The sequence below is a fragment of the Bradyrhizobium sp. USDA 4353 genome, from assembly GCF_054063215.1.
In genome coordinates this window covers 417220-435201 of the sequence record NZ_JBSSGB010000001.1, presented here as the reverse complement: position 1 = coordinate 435201, position 17982 = coordinate 417220, and the positions used below count along the sequence as shown (strand labels likewise).

Annotated in this window: 16 protein-coding genes and 1 riboswitch; of the genes, 9 read left to right on the top strand and 7 right to left on the bottom strand. The window is 66.3% G+C overall.

Annotated elements, in window-relative coordinates:
• The first annotated feature begins 272 nt into the window (after positions 1–272).
• Positions 273–468: riboswitch (FMN riboswitch) on the top strand.
• 76 nt (positions 469–544) lie between these two features.
• From ACVILH_RS01975 to ACVILH_RS01940, 8 genes are all read left to right on the top strand, one after another.
• Positions 545–1147, top strand: a complete 603-nt coding sequence (locus ACVILH_RS01975; protein WP_456711380.1) for a 6,7-dimethyl-8-ribityllumazine synthase — start codon at positions 545–547, stop codon at positions 1145–1147.
• Between the two features lie 438 nt (positions 1148–1585).
• Complete coding sequence (locus ACVILH_RS01970; RefSeq protein WP_456711379.1) at positions 1586–2821, top strand: MHYT domain-containing protein; 1236 nt, start codon at positions 1586–1588, stop codon at positions 2819–2821.
• Between the two features lie 339 nt (positions 2822–3160).
• Positions 3161–4024 (top strand): FAD binding domain-containing protein, encoded by an 864-nt coding sequence (locus tag ACVILH_RS01965; RefSeq protein ID WP_456711378.1) that lies wholly within the window; start codon positions 3161–3163, stop codon positions 4022–4024.
• 239 nt (positions 4025–4263) lie between these two features.
• Entirely contained in the window at positions 4264–4764 is a 501-nt protein-coding gene (locus ACVILH_RS01960; RefSeq protein ID WP_456711377.1) for a (2Fe-2S)-binding protein, read from the top strand.
• Entirely contained in the window at positions 4761–7184 is a 2424-nt protein-coding gene (locus ACVILH_RS01955; protein WP_456711376.1) for an aerobic carbon-monoxide dehydrogenase large subunit, read from the top strand. The genes ACVILH_RS01960 and ACVILH_RS01955 overlap by 4 nt, the downstream gene beginning before the upstream one ends.
• A gap of 171 nt (positions 7185–7355) precedes the next feature.
• A complete protein-coding gene (locus ACVILH_RS01950; RefSeq protein WP_456711375.1) occupies positions 7356–8225 on the top strand; it encodes an AAA family ATPase in 870 nt (289 codons plus the stop codon).
• Complete coding sequence (locus ACVILH_RS01945; protein WP_456711374.1) at positions 8222–9424, top strand: vWA domain-containing protein; 1203 nt, start codon at positions 8222–8224, stop codon at positions 9422–9424. Before ACVILH_RS01950 ends, ACVILH_RS01945 begins: the two co-directional genes overlap by 4 nt.
• A 212-nt stretch (positions 9425–9636) precedes the next feature.
• Entirely contained in the window at positions 9637–10452 is an 816-nt protein-coding gene (locus tag ACVILH_RS01940; RefSeq protein ID WP_456711373.1) for an XdhC family protein, read from the top strand.
• 3 nt (positions 10453–10455) lie between these two features.
• Here ACVILH_RS01940 and ACVILH_RS01935 read toward each other — a convergent pair whose 3' ends face one another.
• The 7 genes from ACVILH_RS01935 to ACVILH_RS01905 form a co-directional block, all read right to left on the bottom strand.
• Positions 10456–11550 carry an HWE histidine kinase domain-containing protein gene (locus tag ACVILH_RS01935; RefSeq protein WP_456711372.1) on the bottom strand — a complete coding sequence of 365 codons (1095 nt, stop codon included), beginning with the start codon at positions 11548–11550 and terminating at the stop codon, positions 10456–10458.
• Positions 11551–11861: 311 nt separating this feature from the next.
• Positions 11862–12686: a carbohydrate ABC transporter permease gene (locus tag ACVILH_RS01930; protein WP_456711371.1), complete on the bottom strand. Its 825-nt coding sequence runs from the start codon at positions 12684–12686 to the stop codon at positions 11862–11864.
• Complete coding sequence (locus ACVILH_RS01925) at positions 12683–13618, bottom strand: carbohydrate ABC transporter permease (protein ID WP_456711370.1); 936 nt, start codon at positions 13616–13618, stop codon at positions 12683–12685. The genes ACVILH_RS01930 and ACVILH_RS01925 overlap by 4 nt, the downstream gene beginning before the upstream one ends.
• Entirely contained in the window at positions 13615–14934 is a 1320-nt protein-coding gene (locus ACVILH_RS01920; protein WP_456711369.1) for an ABC transporter substrate-binding protein, read from the bottom strand. Before ACVILH_RS01920 ends, ACVILH_RS01925 begins: the two co-directional genes overlap by 4 nt.
• A gap of 125 nt (positions 14935–15059) precedes the next feature.
• Positions 15060–16295, bottom strand: a complete 1236-nt coding sequence (locus ACVILH_RS01915; protein ID WP_456711368.1) for a benzoate/H(+) symporter BenE family transporter — start codon at positions 16293–16295, stop codon at positions 15060–15062.
• Positions 16296–16461: 166 nt separating this feature from the next.
• Positions 16462–16854: a hypothetical protein gene (locus ACVILH_RS01910; protein WP_456711367.1), complete on the bottom strand. Its 393-nt coding sequence runs from the start codon at positions 16852–16854 to the stop codon at positions 16462–16464.
• Positions 16855–17019: 165 nt separating this feature from the next.
• A complete protein-coding gene (locus ACVILH_RS01905; protein ID WP_456711366.1) occupies positions 17020–17250 on the bottom strand; it encodes a hypothetical protein in 231 nt (76 codons plus the stop codon).
• 269 nt (positions 17251–17519) lie between these two features.
• Here ACVILH_RS01905 and ACVILH_RS01900 point away from each other — a divergent pair, with 269 nt between their 5' ends.
• Entirely contained in the window at positions 17520–17966 is a 447-nt protein-coding gene (locus ACVILH_RS01900) for a nuclear transport factor 2 family protein (protein ID WP_456711365.1), read from the top strand.
• Positions 17967–17982: the final 16 nt, after the last annotated feature.

Here is a 17982-nt window from a genome sequence, read left to right as displayed (position 1 = left end):
CTGATGTGATTTGCGGAATCTGCGCAACGGGGGGGTGAGTCCGTCCACAGCGAAACACCGCTTCGTCCACAACTCCTGTCCAACCTGTGGAATCATGGCCAAACGAGAACAAAACGGAATCGGAATCGCCGCAAAGGCGCCGACTGGGCTGATTTGGCCGCGGGAACGACGGCCGCGGGCTGCATGGCGGGCCCTCACGGATCGCGGCCGTCGGGCCTTGCCGCAGCCCACGCGCGCCTGCATAGTTCCTGCGGGCCGTCCATCCGGGCGGCTCATGTTCTCAGGGCGGGGCGAAATTCCCCACCGGCGGTAAGCAATCTCGGTCGAGAGCGCGAGCCCGCGAGCGCCTTCTCTGCAGGGCACGGTCTGGAGAATCCCGTTCTCCGGATCGCGCTTCGAAGAGAAGGGTCAGCAGATTCGGTGCGACTCCGAAGCCGACGGTCACAGTCCGGATGAAAGAGAACGGGTCCCGGCACCCCGCGCATCAGCGTGGGGGCGTCGTCGTTCCGTGTGCCCTGATTCTGGTCTCTCAACGAGGACAACCATGAATCAGATGTTGCAAGACTCCATCGACACCACCGACATCGACACTGCCACCGAAACCGCGCCGCCGGCGGATACGCCGGTCGCGTCGCCGCCTGAGGACCAGCCGCCGGCGCCCTCGCATCCCCGCTTCACCAAGCCGCAGCGGGTGGCCTTCGTGCAGTCGGCCTGGCATCGCGACGTCGTCGCCGAATGCCGTACAGCCTTTCTCGACGAGATCGAGGCACGCCACATCGCGCGCGACCGCGTCGACATCTTCGAGGTGCCGGGCTCATTCGAGATCCCGCTGCATGCCCAGCTGCTCGCCAAGACCCGTCGCTACACCGCGATCGTCGCGGCCGGCCTCGTCGTCGACGGCGGCATCTATCGCCACGAATTCGTCGCCGACACCGTCATCAAGGCGCTGATGGACGTGCAGCTGCGCACCGAGGTGCCGGTGTTCTCCGCGGTGCTGACGCCGCAGCAATTCCACGAGACCCAGGCGCATTTCGAGTTCTTCCGGAAGCACTTTGCGACCAAGGGCGTGGAGGTGGCCACGGCGTGTGCGGAGACGTTGCTGAGTCTGGAGCGTCTGCGCAGCCAGGTCGCGGCTGGGATCATCTGATAGGGCGAAGGCGTGTGGCCGGCGGACGCCAGCCGCACGCGCTTCTCACGGCAGAGTTGTCATTCTCGCTTTTCGCGACACGGGCAGTCCGCTCCCCTCCCCCTTGCGGGGAGGGGTTGGGGGTGGGGGTCTCCGGGCACTGAATTCCGTGAGACTCACGTCTGCCAATATGCTTTCTCGGACTCGAGGCTCATCATTTTGAGCGGAATGCGTGGACCCCCACCCCCGACCCCTCCCCGCAAGGGGGAGGGGAGCGCACCACCTCCGCGGTGAAAGTCCGGATCTCACTCGCCCAAGAGCCGCATTACGTTCAACGCTCCCCGCCCAGCGACATCACGCCTCCTCGCGCTCCCCGCCTTGTGTTGTCATTCCCCGCTGGCCCCCTGTAAAACCTCTCCCGGGAGGAGGCTGGCCCGTGGCGACGGGCGGCCGGCAAGGATGATCGAAGGATACGATCCTTATCTCGTCGCGCTCTCGGTCGTGGTCGCGAGCCTGGGTGGCTATACCGGATTCAGTCTCACCGCGCGCATCCGCAGCGGGCCGGAGACCAGTCCGCGGGTGCTGCTGTCCGGGGCCGCGGGCATTCTGGCGGTCGGCATCTGGACGATGCATTTCGTGGGCATGATGGCCGCGCCCTTGCCGGCAGACGCCGTCTATCTGGTGCTGCCGACCATCATCTCTTTTCTGATCTGCGCCCTCGTCGTCGGCATCTCGCTGTTCTTCGTCAGCATCGGTGATCCCTCACCGCAACGCGTCGTGCCGTCGGCGCTGCTGCTCGGCGCCGGCATCGCCAGCATGCATTATGTCGGCATGCACGGGCTCGCCGGCCCGTTCGGGCTGACGCATGATCCCGCGCTGGTGGCGCTGTCGGTCGCGATCGCGATCGTCGCCGCCTATGGGGGCTTGCGCATCTTCCTGGCGCGGCAGGATGGCCTGCGGCTCGCCATCAGCGCGCTCGCCTTCGGCATCGCGGTCTCCGGCATGCACTATACGGCGATGCTCGGCATGCATGTCGTGCCGGCCGGCGAGGGACATCAGCATGCTGCCGCTGGCCTTGCCGCATCGCCGCAGGTGCTGGCGATCGTCGTGGCCGTGCTGTGCTTCGTGGTCGCGGCAGGCTTCCTGTTGTCGCTGGTGCCCGATCCGCATCGCCCGTCGCAGCCGATGACGGTGCCGGCCGAGGCTGTCCCGGAGCTGGCGCCAGAACCAGTCATTCCCCCGCCGCCAGCACAATCCGTCGCGCCGGCTGTTCCGGAACCGGTCGAGCCGCTCGCGCCTGCGCGCATCAAGGCCGCGCCGCTCGGCGGCATCGGCCAGCCGCCGCGCATCGCGGCCGTGCGCCTGCCGCTCGAAGGCGCCAACGGCACCCACTTCATCGATGCCGGTGACGTCCGCAGCGTCCGCGCCGATGCGCACTACACAAGGGTGCATGACGGCACCCGCGAGCGGATGTGCCCGTGGTCGATCTCCGAGGCCGAGGCGCAGCTCGATCCCGGCCGCTTCATCCGCGTCCACCGCAGTCACATCGTCGCGATCGAGCATGTGACCTTCGTCGGCAAGGAAGGCGAGGGCGCGATCATCGAGCTCGATGGTCCTTCCAAGCCGCGCGTGCCGGTGAGCCGCGCCAAGGTCGCCGAGGTCAAGGCGCGGCTCGGGCTGCGGCGGCCGGCCTGAATCTGTTCGCATTCGCAACATCAGAGGCGGACGATCTCGACGACGCACGTCGACCGAGACCGCAAGCATCTCCTGCTGCTGCGCCTTCGTGCGTCCCGCCACTTCGCCATCGGCGCGATTAGGTCGCCTTGTCTGACGCAATTCGTGCGCGCCCGCCTGCAATTCGTGCGAATTCATCGCTCTCCGTGCCGGCTTCGTTGCGCGACCCGTCGATCCGGATCGAACCTGCCGCCAACCACGCGATGCGCCCGTGTTCGCCCTTCGCTCTTGCAGCACGAACGCCCGCGGCACCCGCGCGAAGCCAAGCCGTCAAGGCAAGACAGTCCAGGAGGGAACGCCATGATTCCAGGTCCGTTCGACTATCATCGGCCCGCGAGTGTCGGCGATGCGATCAAGCTGCTCGCCGATCTCGGCGACGAGGCGCGGCCGCTCGCCGGCGGCCACAGCCTGCTGCCGATGATGAAGCTGCGGTTGGCAACACCGGCGCATCTCATCGACCTGCACGGCATCGCCGGCCTCAAGGGCATCTGCCGCGATGGCGACCGCATCGCAATCGGCGCGATGACCACGCAGGCCGAGCTGCTGGCGTCCGCGGAGATCGGTGAGGCGTTGCCGATCCTGCACGAGACGGCGCTTTTGATCGCCGATCCGCAGGTGCGCTACCGCGGCACGCTCGGCGGCAACGTCGCCAATGGCGATCCCGGCAACGACATGCCGGCGCTGATGCTTGCGCTGGACGCGAGCTACCGGCTGGAGGGGCCGAACGGCGCCCGCGAGGTCGCGGCGCGGGAGTTTTACCAGGGGGCGTATTTCACCGCGCTCGAGCCTGGCGAGATCCTGACCGGGGTAAGCATTCCCGTGCCGCCCGTGGGGCACGGCTATGCGTATGAGAAGCTGAAGCGGAAGGTCGGCGATTATGCGACTGCCGCGGCTGGCGTCGTGCTGACGATGGCTGGCGGCAAGGTGGCGAGCTGCGTCATTTCGCTGACCAATTTGCACGAGACGCCGCTGCTCGCGACCGATGCGGCGAATGCCGTGATCGGGACCACGCTGGACGACGCGGCGCTGAAGGCCGCCGCAAACGCGGCGCGCGCGATCATGCAGCCGGCGTCGGATGCGCGTGGTCCGGCCGAGTACCGCGTGCATGTCGGCGGCATCATGGTGATGCGCGCGCTGCAGCGCGCGGCGAGCCGGGCGAAGTAGCAGCGTTTTGCCTAGACCGTGGTGAAGCACGCGCTGCCATCTCGCCCCACGGCACGCTTTCTCCTCTCCCTCCCCCCTTGTGGGGGAGGGGCGGGGAGGGGGGTAGCCCCAAGCGAGACCGCCGCCGTGGACCCCCCACCCCCGACCCCTCCCCGCAAGGGGGAGGGGAGCGCACTCCCGGGTGGCTGATAGCAGGCCCAAAGTCGGCATAAGCCGACGCAATTTTCAGGGAGCACCGAATGCCCAAAACCCACGTCACGATGAAGGTGAACGGCAGCGAGGTCGAGGGCCTCGCGGAGCCGCGCACGCTTCTGGTTCATTTCCTGCGCGAGCAGGCGCAGCTCACCGGCACGCATATCGGCTGCGAGACCAGCCATTGCGGCGCCTGCACTGTTGATATCGACGGCATGAGCGTGAAGAGCTGCACCATTCTGGCGGTGCAGGCCAATGGCGCTGAGATCACTACGATCGAGGGCATGGCGAATGCCGACGGCACCTTGTCGCCGCTGCAGGAAGGCTTTCGCATGATGCACGGCCTGCAATGCGGCTTCTGCACCCCCGGCATGATTCTGCGCGCGCATCGGCTGCTGAAGGAGAACCCGTCGCCGACCGAAGCCGAGATCCGCGCCGGCATCTCCGGCAATATCTGCCGCTGCACCGGCTATCAGAACATCGTCAAGGCGATCCAATACGCCGCCGCCAAGATCAACGGCGTGGAATTCCAGGAGGCCGCGGAATGAACGACATGACTCCCACGCGGGAACAACGCGAAGCCGCTCTCGAAGGCATGGGCTGCCGGCGCAAGCGCGTCGAGGACATCCGCTTCACCCAAGGCAAGGGCAACTACGTCGATGACGTCAAGCTGCCGGGCATGCTGCATGGCGACTTCGTACGCTCGCCGCACGCCCATGCGCGGGTCAAGGCCATCCACACCGAGGAGGCGCTGAAGGTGCCCGGCGTGCTCGCGGTGATCACCGCGGAGACGTTGAAGACCGTCAACCTCGCCTGGATGCCGACCTTGGCCGGCGACGTGCAGATGGTGCTCGCCGACGGCAAGGTGCTGTTCCAGAACCAGGAGGTCGCCTTCGTCGTCGCCACCGACCGTTACGCCGCCGATGACGGCGTGTCCAAGGTGGTCGTCGACTACGAGCCGCTGCCGGTACTGGTCGATCCGTTCAAGGCGATGGACCCGGATGCGCCTGTCCTGCGCGAGGACCTCGCCGGCAAGACGGTCGGCGCACACGGCCCGCGCAAGCACCACAACCACATCTTCGAATGGACCGTCGGCGACAAGGAGCTGACCGACGCGGCGTTCAACAAGGCGGATGTCACGATCAAGGAGATGATCTCCTATCACCGCACTCACCCGTCGCCGCTCGAGACCTGCCAGTGCGTGTGCTCGTTCGACAAGATCAAGGGCGAGCTGACGATCTGGGGCACCTTCCAGGCGCCGCATGTCATCCGCACCGTGGTGTCGCTGATCGCGAAGCTCCCGGAGCAGAAGATCCACGTCATCGCGCCGGATATCGGCGGCGGCTTCGGCAACAAGGTCGGCGCCTATCCCGGTTACATCTGCGCGGCGGTGGCCTCGATTGTCACCGGCAAGCCGGTGAAATGGGTCGAGGACCGCATCGAGAACCTCACCGCCACGGCGTTCGCCCGCGACTATCACATGACGACCGAGATCGCGGCGACCAAGGACGGCAAGGTCACCGGCCTGCGCGTGCACGTGCTCGCCGATCACGGCGGCTTCGATGCCTGCGCAGATCCGTCGAAATGGCCGGCCGGCTTCTTCAACATCGTCACCGGCTCCTATGACTTCCCGGTCGCGCATCTCGCGGTTGACGGTGTCTATACCAACAAGGCGCCGGGCGGTGTCGCCTATCGCTGCTCGTTCCGCGTCACCGAGGCGGCCTATTGCATCGAGCGCGCGATGGACATTTTGGCGCAAAAGCTCGGCATGGATCCGGCCGAGCTGCGGCTGAAGAACTTCGTCAAGCCGGAGCAGTTTCCCTATCACTCGGCGTTGGGATGGGAATACGATTCCGGCGACTATCACACCGCCATGCGCAAGATGATGGAGAGCGTCGACTACGCCGGGCTCCGCAAGGAGCAGGCCGAGAAGCGCGAAGCTTTCAAGCGCGGCGAGACGCGCGAGATCATGGGCATCGGCATCTCATTCTTCACCGAGATCGTCGGCGCCGGTCCGTCGAAGAATTGCGACATCCTGGGCATCGCGATGTTCGATTCCTGCGAGATCCGCCTGCACCCCACCGGGGCCGGCATCGCGCGCATGGGTACCAAGAGCCAGGGCCAGGGCCACGAGACAACCTGGGCGCAGATCATCGCCAGCGAGATCGGCATTCCCGCCGATAACATCATGGTCGAGGAGGGCAACACCGACACCGCGCCGTATGGCTTGGGCACCTACGGCTCGCGCTCGACGCCGGTCGCCGGCGCGGCCATCGCGATGGCCGCCCGCAAGATCAAGGCCAAGGCGCAGATGATCGCAGCCTACAAGCTCGAGGTCCACGAGGACGATCTCGAATGGGACATCGACGGCTTCCGCGTGAAGGGCCTGCCGGAGAAGGCGATGTCGATGAAGGACATCTGCTGGGCGGCGTACAACTCGGTGCCGCCGGGCATGGAGCCGGGGCTGGAGGCGGTCAGCTACTACGATCCGCCCAACATGACCTATCCGTTCGGCGCCTATCTCTGCGTGATGGACATCGACGTCGACACCGGCGTGTACAAGGTCCGGCGCTTCTATGCGCTCGACGATTGCGGCACCCGCATCAACCCGATGATCATCGAGGGCCAGGTTCATGGCGGTCTCACCGAGGCCTTCGCCATCGCGATGGGCCAGGAGATCCGCTACGATACGGAAGGCAACGTCGTCACCGGCTCGTTCATGGACTTCTTCATGCCGACTGCGGTCGAGACGCCGCATTGGGAGACCGACTACACGGTAACCCCGTCGCCGCACCACCCGATCGGCGCCAAGGGCGTCGGCGAAAGCCCCAATGTCGGCGGCGTGCCGGCGTTCTCCAACGCCGTCAACGACGCCTTCTCGTTCCTCGGCGCCACCCACATCCAGATGCCCCACGACTTCTGGCGCAATTGGCAGGCGGCGAAGAACCTGGGTGTGGTGGCCGCCTAGTCGCAGCCCGCAAGCGTCCGCCGCGCATGCAGTACGTTCCCTCCCCCCTTGTGGGGGAGGGCTAGGGAGGGGGGTACCCCACGGGCAGTGTGCCTGGAGACCCCCACCCCCGCCCCCTCCCCGCAAGGGGGAGGGGAGCTCACCTCCGATGGCGAGGCAGTTGAACTCAACATGAAAACCCGCGACGACATCGCGCAATCTCTTGCCGCCTGCGGCTACATCGCCGATGGCGAGCTGGCGACCGCGATTGCGCTGATGCAGCTGTTGCAGCGGCCGCTGCTGCTGGAGGGCGAGGCCGGCGTCGGCAAGACCGAGGTCGCGAAGGCGCTCGCGTCGGTGCATGGCACCGAGCTGATCCGGCTGCAATGCTATGAAGGACTCGACCAGAGCGCCGCGCTCTACGAGTGGAACTATCAGCGCCAGTTGCTCGCCATCGAGGCGCATCGCGGCCATGCCGACGCCATCGAGGACCAGATCTTCTCCGAGAAATATCTGCTCGAAAGGCCGCTGCTTGCTGCGATCCGCCGCGCCACGCCGCCGGTGCTGCTGATCGACGAGATCGATCGCGCCGATGACGAGTTCGAGGCTTTCCTGCTGGAGCTGCTGTCCGACTTCCAGGTGTCGATCCCCGAGCTCGGCACCATCACGGCGACCAGCATTCCGCATGTGGTGCTCACTTCGAACGGCACCAGAGAGCTGTCAGACGCACTGCGCCGGCGCTGCCTGTATCACTATGTCGACTATCCCGATGTCGACCGCGAGGCCCGCATCATCCTGGCGCGGATTAATGGCGCCTCCGCGCAGCTCGCGTTGCAGATTGCGCGGATGGTCGAGGGTCTGCGCAAGGAGGAACTGCGCAAAGTGCCTGGCGTCGCCGAGACGCTCGACTGGGCCGCGGCGCTGGTCGGTCTCGACATCCGCGATCTCAAGGACCAGCCTGAGGTCATCCACGACACGCTGGTCTGTTTGTTGAAGACCCACGAGGACCGCGCGCGCATCACGCGCGAGGTCGCGGCGCGCCTGCTGGGGAAGGTCGCATGAGCTGCTGCGGCGCCACCCCCGATCATGAGGACTTGGACGCAGTGGCGCGGTTGGTCGCCGGCCGTCTCGGTGCCTTCCTGCGGACGCTGCGTGACAATGGCTTTGCGGTCGGTCTGCCTGAGGGGCAGGACGCCGCGGCAGTGATGGCGGCGGGCTATGCCGACAGGGCCGGCTTGCTGCGCTCCGCGTTCAAGCACCTGTTCGCGGCGCGCAAGAGCGAGTGGGAGCGCTTCGACGGCCTGTTCGATGCGTTCTGGCTCGGCAAGCGCGCGCGCTCGCGGGTCCTCACATCGGGATCGCCGCAGGCGGCAAATAGCCCGTCCTTGAAGAGCCTGCAGGACGCTGGCGCAGGCGAGCGTGGTCCACAAGGCGTGATGGATCAGGTGCCGTCCGAAGACGCACCACGCGAGACCGGCGAAGGTGTGCGCGAGGGCGCCTCGCGCGTGGAGTCGATCGGCGACACCGACTTCCGCAAGCTCGCCGATCCCGACCAGGTCGCGCTGGCGCATGAGGCGGCGGCGCGGCTCGCGCGGGCGATGCGCACGCGGCTGACGCGGCGCGATCAGCAGCAACGCAAGGGCGAGCGGCTCGATCTGCGCCGGACCATTCATCGCAACATCAGCCATGGCGGCGTGCCAATCGCGCTGGTGCATCGCCGCCGCAAGGTCAAGCCGTTGCGGCTCGTGGTGCTGCTCGACGCCTCCGGCTCGATGAGCGCCTACACGGCGGTGTTCCTGCGCTTCATCCATGGCGTGCTCGATCAGTTTCGCGAAGCCGAGGCGTTTTTGTTTCACACCCGGCTCGCCTACGTCTCGGATGCGATGAAGGAGCGTGACGCGGCGCGGGCGCTCGACCGGCTCTCGATGATGACGCAGGGCGCGGGCGGCGGCACGCGGATCGGCGAGAGCTTGCAGACCTTCAACCGCTGGCACGCCGCGCGCGTGATCCATTCGCGGACCTGCGTGATGATCGTCTCCGACGGCTACGACACCGGCGATCCGGCCTTGCTCGATCGCGAAATGGCGCAGCTGCGCCGCCGTTGCCGCCGCATCGTCTGGCTCAACCCCATGCTCGGCTGGGACGGCTACGCGCCCGAAGCGCGCGGCATCAAGGCCGCGCTGCCTTACGTCGATCTCTACGCGCCCGCGCACACGCTGAATTCGCTCGCAGCGCTCGAGCCGTATCTGGCGAGGTTATGAGATGTGGATCGAACCTACTACTCGCAGTTCGAGCCCCGCCGCTGCGGCACCAACGGTGCGCTCCCTCCTCCCTTGTGGGGGAGGGTTGGGGAGGGGGTACCGCGGACACCGGTGCCAGCCGCCCCCCTCCCTCACCCTCCCCCACAAGGGGGGAGGGAACGGACCGTGCTTGGTGCAACGGCGTGGGCCGACAATTCGCAGAGGAGGAAGGCATGACCACCTCTCCCGAACTCCTCGATCTCGCCGCACAGCTCAAGGCGGCTGAGGAAAGCTTCGTGCTCGCCACCGTCGTGCGCACGGTCTCCGTGACGGCCGCCAAGGCCGGCGCCAAGGCGATCATCCGGCCCGACGGCAGCATCGTCGCGGGATGGATCGGCGGCGGCTGCGCGCGGGGGGCGGTGCTGAAGGCGGCGCGGGAGGCGTTGGCCGATGGCGTGCCGCGGATGGTGTCGGTGCAGCCGGAGAACCTGCTCGCCGAGCTCGGCGTCAGGGCTGGCGAGACGAAGGAGGGTGTGCGCTTCGCCGCCAACATGTGCCCGAGCAAGGGCACGATGGACATCTTCGTCGAGCCGGTGCTGCCGCATCCCGCGCTGGTGATCCTCGGCGCCAGCCCGGTGGCGCTGGCGCTCGCGGCGCAGGCGCGGCCGCTCGGCTATCACGTGACGCTCGCAGCGCCGTCGGCCGATCTGACGGGCACGCCAAACAGCGATGTCTATGTCGACGGCTTCACTCTGGACAATCTCGGCGGCGGCCGCCGCTTCATCGTGGTCTCGACCCAAGGCAAGGGCGATGAGGCTGCGTTGCGCGCGGCGCTCGGCTGTGACGCGGCGTATCATGCCTTCGTCGGCAGCCGACGCAAGATGGACAGCCTGCGCGACAAGCTGCTGAAGGATGGCATCGACGCGGCGCTGCTCGACAAGGTGAAAGCGCCGGCCGGGCTCGATCTCGGCGCGATCACGCCGGAGGAGATCGCGATGTCGATCCTCGCCGAGATCACGCTGACGCGCCGGCGCGGGCAGCGCGATTGAGCGTCAGGACGGGAGCGGCAGGTCGAACGTGACCTTGAGCCCGTCGGCTGCGAAGTCGCGCGTGACCTGGCCCTTCAGGGCCGCGCCGATGATGCGTTCGAACAGCAGCGAGCCGAAGCCGGTGCGCGCGGGCGGCGTGACCGCCGGCCCGTCGCTCTCCTGCCATGACAGGCGCAGCCGGTCGTCGGCATGGCTCCAGCTCAGCGTCACCCGTCCCGCATCGTTGGACAATGCGCCATATTTCGCCGCGTTCGTGACGAGCTCATGCAGGCCCATCGACAGATACAGCGCGATGCCCGGCGACAGCTGAACCTCGGGGCCGTCGACCACCACGCGATCGGATTGCAGGGGCGCGAGCTCGGCGCACACCAGCGCGTCGAGCGCGATCGCCTCGCGGCCGCGGTCCAGCGCCAGCGCGTGGCTGCGGGTCAGCGCGGCGATTCGGCCGCGCAGCACCTCGCCAAATTCCGCGAGTGCGGAGTCATCGCGGATGCTGAGCGCGATCACGCTGTCGACCAGCGCCAGCGTGTTCTTGACCCGATGATTGAGCTCATGCACGAGCACGCGCTGGTGCTGCTCGACGTTGCGCCGCCGCGCGTTCTCGGTGCGCAGCGCGATCTCGTCCATCACGATCTCGCCGAGCTCGGTCAGCTGCGCGATGTCGTCCTCGCTCCATTGCCGCGGCTCGTGGTCGATGGCGCAGAGCGCGCCGATGACCTCGCCGCTCGGCAGCCTCAAGGGCACGCCGAGATAGGCGATGACGCCGAGGCTCGGGATCGCGAGATTGTCCTTCACCAGTGGGTGCGTTGTGGCGTCGTTGACGACCAGCGGCTCGGACGAGGTCACGACATGCTGGCAGAACGAATGGCTGAGCGGCGTCTCGCGCAGCGAGGCCCAGGGCTCGCACAGACCGACCGAGCTCTTGAAGAATTGCCGGTCTCGATCGACCAGTGCGATGATCGCAGCCGGCGCCTGCAGCAGCCGCGTCGTCAGGCGCGTGACGCGGTCGAAGCCGGGCTCGGGCGGCGAGTCCAACAGCTCGGTCTGCAACAGGGCAGTCAATCGGTCAGGCGCGGAGGCGTCGCGATCGGACGTCATGCAGCTTTCGTCGGTCAGGCATTCAGCCGGTGAGAGATCTGCACGACAAACCGACGAGAGCGCCAATCCCGGTTCGGTCGATCGTGCGGGCGCAGAGGTATTCGGCTGAAACGAAGCCGGCACGGAAACAATTTGAAACCTTTGGAGGCTATCGCAACTCGCGTCAAGCCGTTGGCCGAATCCTGGTTCCATCAAGGTAACCAAGGTGCAGATCATGGCCTGACCAAGGCAATACGGACATTCCGCCGCAGCGGTCGCATGGCATATGATATACCGAACGCGCGTTCGGCTGAGACGTCGTTGTATGACGTTCAGCCGCCCTTGACGGCGCCCGCCGTCAGCCCGGCGACGATCTGTCGTTGCGCCGTGACGGTGAGCAGCAGCACTGGTAGCGTCACGATCAGCGCCGCCGCTGCGAGCGGCCCCCAGCTCAACTGATCGAAAGAAATCATATTATATACAGCGACAGGCAACGTCCGCGTCTCACGTCCCGCCAGCACGATGCCGAACACGAAATTATTCCACGAGAAGATCACCGCCAGGATGAGGGCGACGGCGAGGCCGGGCTTGGCCACGGGCAAGGCGACGTGACGGAAGACCTGCCAGCGCGTGGCGCCGTCGATGCGCGCGGCCTCCTCGAGCTCGATCGGCGTGGTCTCGAAATAGCCGATCATGATCCAGATCACGATCGGCACGGTGACGACGAGATGGATGATGATCTGTGGCCACAAGGTGCCGAGCAGGCCGAGCCACTGAAACAGCAGGAACAGCGGAATGAGATAGGACAGGCCGGGCGTGATGCGCGCGATCAGGATCACGATGGCCGATCTGTGCGCGGCCATGCGCGCGATGCCGTAGCCGGCGGGCACGCCGACCAGCATGGCGAGCGCCGTCGCGGCGCCGGTCACCAGCAGGCTGTTCTTGAAATAGGTGAAGAAGCGGTTGGAGGACAGCACGTCGGTGTAGTTCTTCCAGGCGAAGTGCTCCGGCCAGAACACCGGCGGGTAGGCGGCGTTGTCGACCTCGAACTTGACCGACAGCGAGATCATCCAGAGGAAGAACAGGATCGCCGGCGAGACGATGAGGAAGACGCCGAGCGCCAGCCCAAGACGGCCGAGCAGGGTGTTCACGCTCATGTCTCGCTCCCCAGCGCATTCCATTGCGCGCGACGGCGCAGCACCAGCAAGAGTGCGGTCAGCGCGATGATGAGCGCGAAGAACACCACCGCGATCGCCGAGGCATAGCCGAGGTCGTAATAGACGAAGGCGACGCTGTAGAGATAGAGGTTGATGGTCTCCGACGCCGAGCCCGGGCCGCCTTGGGTGATCGCGAAGATGATGTCGAAGCTCTTGATCGCGTCGATCGCACGGATCATCGCGGCGATGAACAGGAACGGCATGATCAGGGGCAGGGTGATGTAGCGGAACATCTGCCAGGTCGAGGCGCCGTCGATCTGCGCGCTCTCATACGGCTCGGTCGGCAGCGAGGCGATGCCGCCGAGCACGATCAGCATGACCAGCGGCGTCCATTGCCAGGTCTCGACCAGCACCAGCGACGGGATCACCGTGCCCGGATGAAACACCCAGAGCTGCGGCGGCAGGCCGACCAGTGACAACAGATAGTTCAGGATGCCGAGCTGCGGGTGGAACATCATCGTCCACACCAGCGCGATCGCGACCGGCGTCGCCATCATCGGCATGATGAACAGCGCCCGCAGCAGGCCGCGGCCGGGGAAGCGGGCGTGGAAGATCACCGCCGCGAAGGTGCCGAGCACCAGGGGCAGCAGCACGGACAGCGCCGTGTAGGACAGCGTGTGGCCGACCGACTCGACGAAGCGCGGATCCGTCGGCAGCCGCAGATAGTTCGCCAGTCCGACGAAGGTCGTGGGCGAGCCGACCTTCCACTCCTGAAAGCTCATCCAGATCGTGAACAGCCAGGGAAAGATGATCACCGCGAGCACGGTGATCAGCGCGGGCACCACGAACGGCCAGTACGACGGTGGCCGTAACGCGCGCTCCGGCGCAGCAGCTTTCGCTGCCGCGCCGACCTGTTCGACCATCGTGCTCACGCTTTTTCGCTGCGCTCCAGGATCGGGCGGAATTGCTCATGCGCCTTCTTAAGTTCGGTCGCGGGATCGGCGCCCGACAGAGTGGCGGTCAGCGCCGCGCCGACGAGATCGCGGAATTCGGCGACCGGAATGACCACGGGCAGGCCGAGCTTTGAGATCTTGCCGGAGTCGATCGCCGATTGCAGCCACTCCTTCGGCATCTTCACGCCGCCTTGGATGCCGGGATCGTTGAGCACGGAGTTGCGGAACGGCACGCCGCCGCCGGCCTGCACCAGGCGCGCGCCCTGCGTCTTGGAGACCATCCATTGGCACAGCAGCCAGGCGGCCTCCTTGTTCTTGCAGGCTGCGGGGATGCCGACGCCGTCGCCATAGGTCGCGGAATACTGCCCCTTCGGGCCCGCCGGCACCACGGTGTAGCCGACCTTGCCGACGACGCGCGAGGCATTGGGGTCCTCCAGCGGCGGCGCCCAGCCGACGCCGTCGATCCACATGGCCGAGCGGCCTTGCGTGAACGAGGCCATCGACTCCATCCAGTTGAAGCCAGCGACGCCGGGAGGCGCGCAGGTGGTCAGGAGCTTCTGATACAGCTTGGTCGCCTCGACCGCTTCCGGACCATCGGTCAGGATGTTGCCCTTGGCGTCGAGGAACTCGCCGCCGTAGTTGAGGAAGAAGTTCGTCCACAGAGTCATGTTGGCGTTGCGCAGGCCGCGGCCGACGAAGCCGAAGGTGCCGTCCTTCGGATCGGTCAGCTTCTGCGCCGCCGTGACCATCTCGTCGAGCGTCTTCGGCACCTCGACGCCCTTCTTCGCGAACAGCTCCTTGTTGTAGTAGAGGATGAAGTAGTCGACCGACCATGGCAGCGAGAACATGCGGCCCTTGTCGTTGCTGGCGTAGGTGAGGCCTGCGGCGGAGAAATCGGTCGGGACGAGGTCCGGCGCGGTGAGGTTCGGATCCTTCATCATGTCGGTGACGTCGGTGAGCCAGCCGGCCTTCTCGAACTGCCGCTTCTGCACGTGATAGCTCAGGTGAACCACGTCGAAGCTCGGCTTGCCCGACGACAGCTCGATCACGACCTTCTGGCGCTGCTGCTGCTCGGGGATCTGCTCGGACTCCACCTCGATTCCGGTCAGCGCGGTGAATTCCTTGATGTTCTTCTGCAGATTGTCGCCGCGCGGGCCCTTGGCCAGGATCACCTCGAGCTTGGTGCCGGCATATTTCTTCCACTGCGGCTCCGACCAGGCAGGTTGCCCGGTGAGCGCCAGCGCGCCCGCTGCTGCCGTGCCCGCAAGCATGTTGCGGCGCGTGATCGCGGTCATTGAGATCCTCCCCGAAGACTTTTTGTTTGATCGGGAAGTGTAGCGCGATCCGGCGGCGCTGCAACTAGGGCATGGCCTGTCCCATGGCGATCGCGACAACAGAGCGTGGTGCGATGCGATGGTCGCTAGGCCTCCGCCGCGTCAGCAGCGAAATCGGCACGCTCCAGCAGCCAGGACAGTGCGAAGCCGGCCACCAGTCCCCAGAACGCCGCGCCGATATTGAGCAGCGGGACGTCCGCGACGGTGACGAGAAAGGCTGTGAGAGCACCGAGCGAGAAGCGCGTCTTGAAGGCGGTGACGAAGGCCGTCTGCAGCACGCGCAGCATGGCGAGACCGGCAAGCGCCGTGATCAGCGCTTTCGGCGCGATCAGCAGCAATGTCGTAAAGGTCGGCGCCAGCAGACCGAAGCCGAGCGCGAGCATGCCGACGACCATCGCCGCGGTATAATGACGCTTCGGCTCACCGCCGGAGACGACGATGGCGTTGGTCGGTCCGGTGAGACAGGTCGAGACGCCGCCCACGACAGCCGACAGCGCCGAGCCGATGCCGCAGGCGACGGTGACGAGATTGACCGGCGGCTTGTGGCCCGCGGCAGTCAGCACCGCAAAGCCTTGCCCGTTCTGCACCACCAGCACCGTCACCGCGAGCGGCACGATCAGCTCGATCATGGCTGCCAGCGACCAGGACGGCGTCGGGATCACCGGCGTGATCAGGGCAAGCTGTAGCGAGGCGCCGTGATCATACTTGCCGAACAGGATCGCCGTGACCGTACCGATGATGAGCGCTCCGATGATCGGCGGGCAGCGACGGCCCAGCGCGGGCAGGGCCGTCAGCGCCAGCCACATCAGGACCATCGGGCCGGCAATGGCGAACTCGGTGAACACGGCGCGGACGAGGTCGAGCCCGAAGCGCAGAAACACGCCGGCCACCATGCCCATCACGATCGGCATCGGCACCAGCTGCATCGCGCGCTTCACCCACCCCGACAGTCCGAGCACGAGCATCAGCAGCGCCGTGCCATAGAACGCGCCGACCACCTGTGGAAAGCTGAGATGCGTCAGCGACTGGCCGACCAGCACGGTGCCCGGAATGGTCCAGAACAGCACGAGCGGTTCACGATACCGCCAGGACAGCAACAGCGTGATCAGCCCGTTGATGAAGAACACGCCGAAGATCCAGGAGGCGATCTCGGCTTGCGACAGTCCGCCATTGGCGCCGACCGACAGGATGATCGCGACAGGTCCGGTGATGGCGAACAGCCAGCCGATGAAGCCGTGCGAGGCGTAGAGCGGACCGAAATCGCCGGCGATCTGGCTGAGCTGCGGCGGCGGGCCCACTGGGCGTTCGATGGCGCGGAACATGGCAGGCAGTGGCTCGACGTGTTCTTGTTGTTGTCCGGGGCGTCTCCAGGATGTTGTGGCGGAAGCCATTCGGCTGCGCAAGGCGATTGGCGTGGTGGCTGAGCGCTGGGTCTGAGCTTGCGGGTTCATCCCGATGCCGAGGCCTCCCGCGCAAGCGGCATTGCCCTCAGCCCATCGCGAGCGCGGCGATCGAGAGGATCGCCAGCATCACCGTCGAGGTCAGCAGTTGCAGCGAGGCTTCGGGCTGCATGCGCCAGCGCAGCACCTTGTCGGCGACGCCGAGCGTCGCGTCATAGAACTCCGCGGCGTAGGCCTGCTTGAGCACATGCGGGTAGCGGGGGCCGGCAGCGGAGGTCATCAGCACGTGAATGATGGTCGCGATCGCGACGAAGCCGATGATGTTCGTATGTAGCGCGTTGCTGCGCGCCAGCTTGAGAATCAGCGCGGCGCCGGCATAGGTCGGGATGGCCTGGAATAGCGCCGTCAGCACCATGCCTTCGAGCAGATTGAGCAGGGGAGCCTTCGGGGCAGATGCGCTGGAAGACAAAACGGGGTGCATGGCGGAGCATCCGGGTGCGGCGGCCCTCGACGAGGACCTGACCGCTCCCGTGTAGCCCGTGCGCATTGCGCGCACCGTGAGGCGCGTCACACCGGCCGTGTTACGGACCACTGACGAAGCGTTGCCGCAATGCCGGTTGACGCCGGTCGCGACTACGTCCGCCCCTTACGTCCGGCCCTGGCCGTTGACCTGGCCCTGCTGCTGCTGACGCTCCTGCTCCTTGGCGCGATGACGGCCGTAGAGACAACCCGCAGCTGCGCCGAGCACGCCGTGGTGACCGGCATAATGGCCGGCGACGCCCCCGACGAGGGCTCCCTTGATGCAGCCCTTGGCCTCGGCAGCCGGGGCGGACAGCAGCGCGATGGCTGCAACGGACAAGGCAAGCATGGTCTTCATGATCGAGCTCCGCAGAGATGATGCTCCTCTAACGACGGCTCTGCGTCGTAGTTCCGGCCTGAGACTGCCGAGGCCAAGGCGCGAACCTTTTGGTCACCGCGATGACCTACGGGCTGGAAGAAATGATCGCGCGCATCACCGATTGCCAAGCTTCGATTCACCGTGTCGGCGCATTGTCACCTTAGGCTGGCGCTCCGCGATTGACGCTCCCCAGCCAATCTCTCCAGAACGAGGGGCGCGGATAAGGGCTTCCGGTCAGTGGAGACAGGATGATCGAGCACATCAACAAGCAGCGCGTGCGCAAGCTGCTCGAGGCTCATGCCGCCGGCGATTTCGACGCCGTGCTGGCTCATTGCACTGACGACGTCGAGCACTTCGCCTCGGCGCCGATCGACATCTTTCCCCATCTCGGACGCCGCCACGGCAAGGCCGAGGTCAGGCAGATGTGGGAGGCCGGCCGCAGCCGCTATGCCGACATTAGGCACGAGATCAAGACCATGATCTGCGAAGGCGACCAGGTCGCCGCCGACCTCCGCATCTTCCTGCGCAAGCGCGACAACGACCGCATCGTGCAGTACGACCTCGCCGCCTTCTACACGCTGCGGGATGGTCGGGTCAGCCGCATCCGCGAGATCATGGATACGTTCGACCTGGTGCAGCAGGTGCTCGAATGCGACCTCAGCCGGTTGCTGGTCGCGGGGACCGCCCGGCCTTGATTCGCGTGCGGGGGCG